Annotated in this window: 9 protein-coding genes; 7 read left to right on the top strand and 2 right to left on the bottom strand. The window is 66.6% G+C overall.

What is annotated here, in order from left to right:
• The 3 genes from prpF to ACE039_RS26860 all read left to right on the top strand — a co-directional run.
• Positions 1–1074 (top strand): 2-methylaconitate cis-trans isomerase PrpF (gene prpF, locus ACE039_RS26870; RefSeq protein ID WP_485823823.1); only part of this gene is annotated, 1074 nt, incomplete at its 5' end.
• 580 nt (positions 1075–1654) lie between these two features.
• A complete protein-coding gene (locus ACE039_RS26865; protein WP_485823822.1) occupies positions 1655–3349 on the top strand; it encodes a sodium:solute symporter family protein in 1695 nt (564 codons plus the stop codon).
• Positions 3350–3379: 30 nt separating this feature from the next.
• Positions 3380–3502, top strand: a complete 123-nt coding sequence (locus tag ACE039_RS26860) for a putative transporter small subunit (RefSeq protein WP_448708971.1) — start codon at positions 3380–3382, stop codon at positions 3500–3502.
• A gap of 44 nt (positions 3503–3546) precedes the next feature.
• Here ACE039_RS26860 and ACE039_RS26855 read toward each other — a convergent pair whose 3' ends face one another.
• Positions 3547–4347 (bottom strand): IclR family transcriptional regulator, encoded by an 801-nt coding sequence (locus tag ACE039_RS26855; protein WP_313457453.1) that lies wholly within the window; start codon positions 4345–4347, stop codon positions 3547–3549.
• Between the two features lie 180 nt (positions 4348–4527).
• Here ACE039_RS26855 and ACE039_RS26850 point away from each other — a divergent pair, with 180 nt between their 5' ends.
• Genes ACE039_RS26850 through ACE039_RS26835 form a run of 4 tightly spaced genes read left to right on the top strand, consistent with a single transcriptional unit; the run spans position 4528 to position 9575 of the window.
• Positions 4528–6114, top strand: a complete 1587-nt coding sequence (locus ACE039_RS26850) for an acetate--CoA ligase (protein ID WP_485823821.1) — start codon at positions 4528–4530, stop codon at positions 6112–6114.
• 21 nt (positions 6115–6135) lie between these two features.
• On the top strand, positions 6136–7281 hold the full coding sequence (locus ACE039_RS26845) for an FAS1-like dehydratase domain-containing protein (protein WP_448708973.1): 1146 nt from the start codon (positions 6136–6138) through the stop codon (positions 7279–7281).
• Positions 7282–7309: 28 nt separating this feature from the next.
• Positions 7310–8566 (top strand): CaiB/BaiF CoA transferase family protein, encoded by a 1257-nt coding sequence (locus ACE039_RS26840; protein WP_485823820.1) that lies wholly within the window; start codon positions 7310–7312, stop codon positions 8564–8566.
• A gap of 43 nt (positions 8567–8609) precedes the next feature.
• Positions 8610–9575 carry a Bug family tripartite tricarboxylate transporter substrate binding protein gene (locus ACE039_RS26835; RefSeq protein WP_485823819.1) on the top strand — a complete coding sequence of 322 codons (966 nt, stop codon included), beginning with the start codon at positions 8610–8612 and terminating at the stop codon, positions 9573–9575.
• Positions 9576–9605: 30 nt separating this feature from the next.
• Here ACE039_RS26835 and ACE039_RS26830 read toward each other — a convergent pair.
• The coding region (locus ACE039_RS26830) for an MFS transporter (protein WP_485823818.1) at positions 9606–10641 on the bottom strand (1036 nt) is incomplete at its 5' end.

The following is a 10641-nucleotide window of genomic DNA, read 5'->3' as shown; positions in this document are numbered from 1 at the left end:
CCCCCCCGCGACGCACTGCTGATGCGCGTGATCGGCAGCCCGGACCCCTATGGCAAGCAGATCGACGGCATGGGGGCCGCCACGTCCAGCACCAGCAAGACCGTCATCGTCGGCAAGAGCACCCAGCCTGACCATGACGTGGACTATCTGTTCGGCCAGGTCTCCATCGACCAGCCCTTTGTGGACTGGAGCGGCAACTGCGGCAACCTGTCCGCCGCCGTCGGCCCGTTCGCCATCACCAACGGCCTCGTCGACCCGGCCCGCGTGCCCGCCGACGGCATCGCCGTCGTGCGCATCTGGCAAGCCAACATCAAGAAGACCATCATCGCGCACGTGCCGATGACCGGCGGCGCGGTGCAAGAGACCGGCGACTTCGAGCTGGACGGCGTGACCTTCCCCGCCGCCGAACTGCGGCTGGAATTCATGGACCCCGCCGAAGAAGGCGACGGCGGCTCGATGTTCCCCACCGGCAACCTGGTCGACGACCTGGACGTGCCCGGCGTGGGCACCTTCAAGGCCACGATGATCAATTCGGGTATTCCGACGATCTTCCTGGATGCCGAAGCCCTGGGCTACACCGGCACCGAACTGCAGGACGACATCAATAGCGACGCCGCCGCGCTGGCGCGCTTCGAGACCATTCGCGCGCACGGCGCCCTGCGCATGGGCCTGATCACCAAGGTTGAAGAGGCCGCCAGCCGCCAGCACACGCCCAAGGTCGCCTTCGTGGCGCGCCCCAAGGCCTACGTGTCGTCCAGCGGCAAGCAGATTGGCGCGGGCGACATCGACGTGCTGGTGCGCGCGCTGTCCATGGGCAAGCTGCACCACGCGATGATGGGGACCGCTTCCGTGGCCATCGGCACGGCGGCGGCCATTCCCGGCACGCTCGTGAACCTGGCCGCTGGCGGCACCGAACGCGACAGCGTCAACTTCGGCCACCCCTCCGGCACACTGCGCGTCGGCGCCCAGGCACAACGAGTGGATGGCGAATGGAAAGTCACCAAAGCCATCATGAGCCGCAGCGCGCGCGTGCTGATGGAAGGCCGCATCCACGTGCCAAAAGAAGGGTTTTAAGCCGACTCCCGGCCGGGGTGAACCGCGAGCAAAGGCTCGCAACTTACATTTTCACCCCGCTTTTCTCGGCACGAAGGGTAGACGCTGTCCCCGTCTACCCCTATACTTAACAGATGTTGTAATTCATCACCGGACCCCGCCGATGCTCCGTCATCGAGGGCACCCGTCACATGGCCGCGCACAGCGGCCCGGCGCCAGCGCCGAAACACCACCACCCAGCCGCCTGGCCGAAAGCCAGCGGTTGCGGAACAAAAACCTGCTTACCCAGCAGGACCATTGCTCACCGCATTGAGCCGCACGCGCGTCACCGAACAGCCATGTTCGCGACGCTCCGGTCCTATGCCGCAGCAAGGCACCAATACGGTGTGTCTTGTGTTTGTCCGACCCGGGCCACCATCCCTTGCCCGGCTGGGCAGGCACGCGACCGCGCGCTCGAAACCACAACGAAAGCCCGCGGTCCATTGGTGTTTCGCCTGCGCCATGGGAACGCTTGCCGCCCATCGCAACCCGCGGAAATGGCACTCATGCAGCCCCGGCCGCCAGGCCCGGACAAGGCTGTCGAGGAGTAAGGACCCCCAAGATGCAAGAGACTGCGTTCTTCCAGTTATCGGCGACCACCGCCATCCTGTTGCTGGCCGGCTTCTACGGCGCGACGTTCCTGATGTCGCTATTCATCGGCGAAAAAAACGAGAACGTCGACGGCTACATGGTGTCGAACAACGCGGTGGGCTTCGGCTTGTCGACCGCCAGCATGATCGCCACCTGGATCTGGGCCGCCTCCTTCTACGCCAGCGCCACCTCCGGCTACAAGTACGGACTGTCCGGCCCGCTGCACTACGGATTCTGGGGCGCCCTGATGATTCTCTTCATCTACCCCTTCGGCAAGCGCTTCAGGCAGCTGGCGCCCAAGGCCCACACGCTGGCCGAAGTCATCCACGCCCGCCACGGCACCTCCAGCCAGATGATCATGGCGGTATCGAACATCGTGGGCAGCTGCATCAGCCTGATGGTGAATTTCACGGCCGCGGGCGCGCTGGTCTCGATCCTGAGCCCGCTTACGTTCATCCAGGGCGTGCTGATCGCCGGGCTGGGCGTGCTGTCCTACACCTTGTGGTCGGGCTTTCGCACATCGGTCATGACCGACTTCGCGCAGCTGGCGGCGATGATCATCGCCGCGGTCATCATCATCCCGCTGATCTTCTTCAACGCGGGCGGCCCGGACATGCTGCAAGCCAACATGTGGCGCTTGAATAGCGAGCAGGCTGACTTCTATTCCACCAAGGCCATCCTGGAGCAAGGCGCGCCGTACTTCGTGGCCGTGCTGGCGTATGCCATTGGCAACCAGACCATCGCGCAACGCCTGTTCGCGGTACGCGAAGACCTGATCAAACCCACCTTCCTGACAGCCACGGTGGGCTACGGCGCCGTCGTGATCGGGCTGGGCATGCTGGGCCTGCTGGCCTTGTTTGTCGGGTTGGAGCCGGCCAACGGCGACCTGAACAACATCATCCCGCAAATGGCGTCCACCTACTTGCCGCCGTTCGGCATCGCCCTGTTCTTCCTGCTGGTCGTGGGCTCGCTGTCTTCCACCGCCGACTCCGATCTGGCGGCACTGTCCGCCATCGTCATGACGGACGTCTACGCCAAGAACGTGGCGCGCGGACGCCCGAATCCGCAACGCATGTTGTGGTGGGGCCGGGCCACCATGATCATCGCCACGATGATTGGCGTGGTCTTCGCCAGCCTGCGCCTGGACATCCTGGTCATGCTGGTGTTCGTGGGCGCGCTATGGGGCGCCATCGTCTTTCCGGTCATCGCCAGCTTCTATTGGGACCGCGTGAACAACCGCGCCTTTGTCTGCTCGGTGCTGTCCGCCGTGGCGCTGTTCTCGATCGTGCGCTTCGAGTGGCTGCCCATCACGGGCGTGGTCGCCGTCTTCTTTGAAATCTGCGCGGCCATCGGCGGCGGCGTGGTGCTGGGGTTGATGGCGTTCGGCTTCCTGGGCCGCACCGTTGCCATCACGGTGGGCACGATTGGCGTGGCGGTGATGCTACCCGCCTTCATCGGCAGCCTGCGCGAGTACATCGTGCTGCTGGCTTCGCTGACCGCCTACGGCGTCAGCGCCACGGTATGCGTGGCGCTGAGCCTGCACAACCAGGAACGGTTCGATTTCGGCCTGCTGGCTCATCGTGTCACCGCGTTCCACCATGAACCGGATGGGGCGGCGCGCACTGCGCCGTCCGGCCCGCTCACCGCGAACAGCGCCGCGCGCTGATCCACGCCCCATCACAACAAGGAGATTGATATGTGGTTGACCGCTTATTTTCTGATCTGGCCGTTGATTTCCGCGGCCATCCTCGCGCTCTTGTGCACGACGCTGTGGCGAGACGTCCGCACGGCCAGGCGTAGCGGCATGTCGATGGTGTAGCGGCCGGACGGGCCGGACGGCACCGAAGCGCCGCGTGCGTCGGGTCAGCTTCGGGCCGACAGCAGTTGCGACAGCGTATGCGCTTCGGCCTGCAGGTCCTTGGCTAATGCGTGGGCACGGGCGTCGTCCAGCTGTTCGGCGAGCCCTGCCGCAACCAGCGAATGCGTCATGCGGTTCTGGCTGTTCAGCACCGGCACCGCGATCACGACCACGCCGTTGATGTAGTTGTTCCGATCCATGCTGTAGCCGTCCCGGCGCACCGCATCCACATCGGCTTTCCAGGCGGCGAATTCAGGCGCCTGGTCCCATCGCAGCGCCTTGAATCGGCGTTCCAGCTCCTTGTCGGTCAGATCCGAGAAGGCGGCCACCAGGCGGCCCGTCGCGCTGATCAGCGCGGGGAAGCGGCTGCCCACATCCACGTGCAATCGGAACGGCGCCGTGGAACGCGACAAGGCAAGAACCACCATGTGGTCGGCACCCGCCACTTCCACGCCGATCGCCGTGACATTGGCCGCGCTGGACAGCTTGTCCAGCACGGGCTGCACCAGCGTCGGGAAGGGGCTGCTTTCGATCACGCTGCGCGCCAGCGTCAGCATGCCCACGCCCAGGCTGTAGCGCTTGGTGCCGGCATCCACCTTCACCAGCCCCTCTTCCACCAATACCCGAAGAATGTGCAGGCAGGTGCTGGTCACCATCTCCAATTCCTGAGAAATCGCCTTCAAGGTCATCGGCGCGCCGCCACGGCCCAGCAATCGCAGAATGGCGATCGACCGCGTGACGGCCGGCACCGGGCGAACGCGTGGCCCCGCGGCCGCGGAAGGTTCCTGGGAACTGGACTGACTCATCTGACTCTCCGTTTTTATTGCGGCAAGCATACCTTGCGCGCCGGCCCTCGCGGCGCCGATGCGGCCCCGATCTGTTTCCTTGTAATTGTCTATATACAATTCATGAGCGTCATTGACAATTTCTAGCGTGGCGCGCAATATCGCTTCAACAGATTGCGGACCCCTCACAGGCACGACGACATGACGACGCTGACACAGGCCACTTCTTACGCGGACGCCCAGGCGCTCTGCACGCCGGACATGCTCTGGGCGCTGTTCGACGGCGACCGCCGGCAGATGAACATCGCCCACGAATGCATCGACCGCCATGCCGGCCGGGACCAGCCGGCCGTCATCCTGGTGCGCGCGGCCGGCGGCAGCGAGTCCTACGGCTTCAAGCAGATTTCCGATGCCTCGTCGCGCTTCGCGCATTACCTGGCCGCTCAGGGCGTCCAGCCCGGCGACCGGGTCGCGGTGATGCTGGAACCGTCGCTGGCCTTCTACGTGGCGATGTTCGGCGCGATGAAGCGCGGCGCGATCGCGGTGCCGCTCTTTACGCTGTTCGGTCCCGATGGCATCCGGCTGCGCGTGCAGGACTGCAAGCCCCGCATGCTGGTGACGAATGCCGAGAAAGCGCCGCTGGCGGGCGGACACGACGACATGCGCGTCGTCATCGCGGACGGCGATTTCCTTGACACCCTGGCGGCCTTCCCGCCCCGGTACGAATGCACGACGCAGGCCGACGACCTGGCCATCTTCCAGTACACGTCCGGCACCACCCGCGAACTGCCGGACGCGGTCAAGCACACCCACCGCGCGCTAGTCACGCTGATGATGGCCGCGCTGTACGGCACCGGCGTGCGACCGGGCGACCGCTTCATGTGCCCGTCGTCCCCGGCCTGGGGCCACGGCCTGTGGCACGGCACGCTTGCGCCGCTGGCCCTGGGCGTCACCATCGGCGCCTACGCAGGAAAATTCAATGCCGAACGCCTGCTGCAGGCCTTGCAGGAACACGGCTTCAACAACATCTCGGCGGCGGCCACCCACTACCGCATGATGCGCAACGCCGGCGTGGCGGACCAATACCGCTATCAGCTGCAAAAGGTGTCCTTTACCGGCGAACCCATCGACAGTGAAACCTCCGCCTTTGTGCAGGCCACTTTCGGGCAACCCGTCTGCAGCATGTACGGCACCACCGAAATTGGGGTTTGCCTGGTGAACTATCCGGGCGCGCCGGACTTCACGGTCAAGCCCGGTTCGCTGGGCAAGCCCGTGCCCGGCCTGCGGGTCGAAGTGCAGGATGCCAACGGCGCGCCCTGCCCGCCCGGCGTGACGGGCGAATTGAAGTTGTGGCGCCGCGACGCCTGGGTTGCCACCAAGGACCTGGGGCGCATCGACGAGGACGGCTATTTCTGGCACGGCGGCCGTGCCGATGACGTCATTATTTCGGCCGGCTGGACGATGAGCGCCGTCGAAATCGAAGACGCCATCCTGAAGCATCGCGACGTGACCGAGGCGGCCGCCATCGGTGTGCCCGACGCCTTGCGCGGCCAGGTCGTCAAGGCCTTCGTGGTGTCGGCCAGGCCCGGCGACGACGCCTTCATCGAAGAGATCCAGAACACCGTGCGAAGCCAATTGGCGCAGCACGAGTATCCGCGTCAGGTGGTGTTCGTACCCGAACTGCCGAAGACGCCCGCAGGCAAGATCCACCGCCGGAAACTGCGCGAGCAAGAGCTTGCCGACGCCCCCGCTTCAACCGAAAACGCCGCGCCCGCCGCGCACGTCTGACCCATCCCCCCAGGAGACATCATGCTGACCAAGACCAAGACCGAAAGAAGCTTCCCGACCATCACCGAGCGCGGCCTGGACGAACTCCGCGCGCGGATCGGCGTCAAGATCGGCGTCACCGCCGAGCCGTGGTGCTACGAGGCCACGCGCGACAACATCCGCCACTACGCCCATGGCATCGGCGACGACAACCCGTTGTGGTGCGACCCGGAATACGCGGCCAAGACGCAGCACGGCGGCATCATCGCGCTGCCCAGCTTCCTGTTTTCAACCAGCCGCATCGTGTCGGGCTACGTGGGCGGGCTGCCCGGCGTGCACGCCATGTGGTCGGGCGCCGACTGGACGTGGCACCAGGCCGTCAAGCGCAACGACGTCATCTCGACCGAAGCGCATTTGAAGAACCTGATCGAACACCAGACCCGATTCGCCGGCCGCGCGGTGCAGCAGATCTATCACGTGGACTTCTTCAACCAGGAAGGCGACAAAGTCGCCGAGGCCGACAGCTGGTGCTTCCGCACGGAACGCGACCACGCCCGCGAACAGGGCAGCAAGTACAAGGAAGTGCGCGCCCGCGAGCCCCGCCGCTACAGCCCCGAGGAAATCAAAGAAGCCTACAAGCTGTACGCGCAGGAAGAAGTGCGCGGCGCCACGCCGCGTTACTGGGAAGACGTGAAGGAAGGCCAAGACCTGCCCGTGATGTTCAAGGGCCCCATGACGGTGACCGGCTTCATTGCCTACGCGCAAGGCTGGGGCGGCCTGTACATCCGCGCCAACAAGCTGGCGTGGCAGCTGATCGACGCGCATCCCGGCGTGGGCATCACCAACCGCTTCGGCATCCCCGATGTGCCGGAACGCGTGCACTGGGAAGAGGAATTCGCGCTGGAAGTGGGCGCGCCGGGCGCGTACGACTATGGCCCGGAGCGAAATTCGTGGCTGACGCATCACCTGACCAACTGGATGGGCGACGCGGGCTTCCTGCGCAAGTCCACGTGCAAGATCCGCCGCCACAACCCCGAGGGCGACATGCTGTTCTTCAAGGGCCGCGTCAAGCGCAAGTACGTCGAAGACGGCCGCCATCTGGTCGAGATCGAACAAGAAGCCCGCAACCAGGACGACGAGCTGTCCGTGCTGGGTTCAGGCGTGGTTGAATTGCCCACCCGCGGATAACGCGTCGGACACGACCAAATCGAGGTCAATGATGTCTGGTTCATCGGAGCATGCTGCAAACGCCCCGGATGCCCCCCACGCCCGCGCCGGCGGCGCGCTGGCGGGCGTCCGGGTGATCGATCTGTCCAGGGTGCTGGCGGGGCCGCTATGTACCCAGATGCTGGCCGACCAGGGCGCGGACGTGATCAAGGTCGAGCCGCCCGGCGGCGACGAGACCCGCACGCTGGGCCCGGCCGTGAACGCGGGTGGCGACGCCGCCTACTTCACTGCCGTCAACCGGGGCAAGCGCGCGATCGGACTCGACCTGTCCCTGGCCGGGGGCCGCGACGTGCTGTTGCGGCTGCTGGAAGATGCCGACATCCTGGTCGAGAACTTCATTCCGGGCACGATGGCCAGGTGGGGGCTGGACTACGAGACGGACCTCAAGCCGCGCTTTCCTCAATTGATCTACTGCGCGATCTCGGGATTCGGCGCCGACGGCCCGCTGGGCGGCCTGCCCGGCTACGACGCCATCCTGCAAGCCATGTGCGGGCTGATGAGCGTGAACGGCGACCCGGCCAGCGGCCCGACCCGCATCGGCGTCCCCATCGTCGACCACCTGACGGGCTACACCGCGCAAGCGGGCATCCTGTTGGCCCTGTATCACCGCGCGCGCACCGGCCGGGGCCAGCGCGTGGACGCCACGCTATTCGACACCGCGCTCAGCCTGTTGGTGCCACACGCGGCCAACTGGATGCACACGCAGCGCGCGCCGGGGCTGTTGGGCAGCGCGCACCCCAACATCGCGCCGTACGACCGCTTCGCCTGCCGCGACGGCGAGATCTTCCTGGGCATCGTGAACGACCGCCAATTTCGCAAGTTCTGCGAATACATCGGGCTTGCGCCGTTGCTGGAGGACGCCCGCTTCGCGACCAACCGCCAACGGCTTGAACACCGCGACGCCTTGCGCGCCGCCCTCGACACGGCGCTTGCCCGCCACGCGCGCGATGCCGTCTGCCGAGACCTGATGCAGCTGGGCGTCCCTGCGGGACCGGTCCACAGCGTGCCCGAGGCCTTCGAGCAGGCGCATTCGACGCATCGCGGCATGCGCATCGACCGCGACGGCTATCACGGCATCGGCGCCGCCACGCGGCTGTCCGACGCGCCCGTGCGCGTGCGCCGGCTGCCCCCTGCCTATGCACAGCACACCGACGAGGTCCTCCGGGAGGCCGGCCTCGACGACACCCAGATCGCGGCGCTGCGGGATCAAGGCGTCTTGCCGCGAGGGCCTTCTTCGACGCCGTAGCAACCCCCCACCGCTACCCAATAAGAAAATCCAGGAGACCACCATGAAGACCATACGCCTGATGGCCGCGCTAGCGGCATCCCTGCTATTCACACAACCCGCCGCGGCCGCCGACGCCTATCCCTCCAAACCCATCAAATTGATCGTCCCCTATCAGGCCGGCCAAGGCACCGATGTCGCCGGCCGCTATCTGGCCGAGTATCTGGCCCGGGCCCTGGGGCAACCTCTTATCGTGGAAAACCGCCCCGGCGCGGGCGGCAACATCGGCGCCTCGGAAGCGGCGCGCGCGGCGCCCGACGGCTACACGTTGTTGATGGGAACCAACGGCACGCACGTGCTGAACGAATACATGTATTCGTCCACGGCCTTCGACCCTGACCGCGACTTCGAACCGGTGATGCTGGTCAGTTCCTTTCCGATGGTGCTGCTGACGCCGCCGGGATCCCCGTACGCCAATCTGGCCGACCTGCGGGACGCCAGGAAAGCCAAGGCCGACAGCATCAACGTCGGCATGCCCAGCACCACCGCCCGGCTTGTCTTCGAACTGCTCAAGCAGCAAGGCGTCAACAGCATGCGCGGCATTCCGTACAAGGGGTCGGCCACCGCCACCACCGACCTCATGGGCGGACAGGTGCAGATCGGCATCGACACCGTCAGCGCCGCACGGTCGTTCATCACCAGCGGCAAGCTGCGGGCGCTGGCCGTGACATCGTTGAAGGAATCCGCGTTGTTGCCCGGCGTGAAATCGATCGCCGAGCAGGGCCTGCCCGGCTTTCAGGTCATCGCGTGGAATGGCCTGTACGCCCCCAAGGGCACCCCGCCCGCCATCGTGCAGCGCTTGAACGCCGAACTGGCGGCCATCCTGGCGCGTCCCGAGGTGCGGCAGCGCCTGTTGGAACTGGGCCATGAGCCCGGTGGCGGCACGCCTGCGGAGCTGACCGCGTTTTCGCGCAGCGAACGGCTGAAGTGGCAGCCGCTGATCGTCCAGGCGGGCTTGAAGGCAGAGTAGCGGGCCGCGCTGCGGGCGGATTCGCGCGGGTCAGGCCGTCGCAGGCCCGCTTCGATTCCGCCCCACCGCTGCAATGGCCAACGCCAGCAACAGCAACGCCGCCGCCAGGCCATACGTCCAGCTCATGCCCGTCGCCAGCGCGGCGGGCGGCGCCACCCGCAAGTCGCCCGCCCCCGACGCCCAGGCGAACACCGCCCCCATCAGCGACGCCCCGGTGATGAATCCCAGATTGCGCGACAGGTTCAGCAGGCCCGAGAGCGCGCCGCGTTGCGCAGCGCCGGCCTCCGTCATGACCGCGCTGCTGTTCGCGGCCTGGAACAGGGCGTAGCCAGCGGTGATCACCACCAACGGCGCCACGTAACCCACCGCGCCGAACGCCACGGGCGCCAGCGACAGACCGATTGCCCCCACGGCCATGGCAATCAACGCCGCCCCCATCACGCGCTGGGCGCCGTAGCGGTCGACGGCTCGGCCCGCCGGCACGCCCGCCAGCGCGGCCACGATCGGGCCGCAAGACATCGCAAGCCCCACCTGCGCCGCGTTCAACCCCAAGCCGCCTGCAAGGTAGAACGGCCCGACGACCAGCGTCGTCATCATGACCGTGGAAACCAGCCCGTTCGCCGCCACGCCCGCGCTCAGCACGGGGCGGCGAAACAGCGCCAGCCCGATCAGCGGCGATGCCGAGCGGGCCTGCGACTGCACGAAGGCCGCGGCCGCCACCACGGCAACCGCCAATAGCGCCCCGCTTATCCAGTCAAAACCGCTTCCGGCCCGGGTCATCGCCAGCGCATACGCGGCGATGCTTGCGGCCAGCAGCAACGACCCCAGTGAATCGAAGCGCGCGCGGGGCGTTGCCGTCGCCCGATGATCCGGCGGAAGGTGAAACCACGCCAGCCCGAACGCCAGCGCCCCCAACGGCAGATTGATGAGGAAGATCGACGGCCAGCCCACCCCGGCCACCAGCATGCCGCCCAGCGCGGGCCCCAGCGCCGTGCCAATGGCCGACATCGTTCCCAGCAGCCCCATCACGCTGCCCGTCTTTTCTTTGGGCGCGGCCTCGCGGGCG

The sequence above is a fragment of the Achromobacter maghribensis genome (assembly GCF_057334215.1).
Note: the sequence above shows the minus strand (reverse complement) of the source record. Positions and strands in the feature narration are given on the sequence as shown.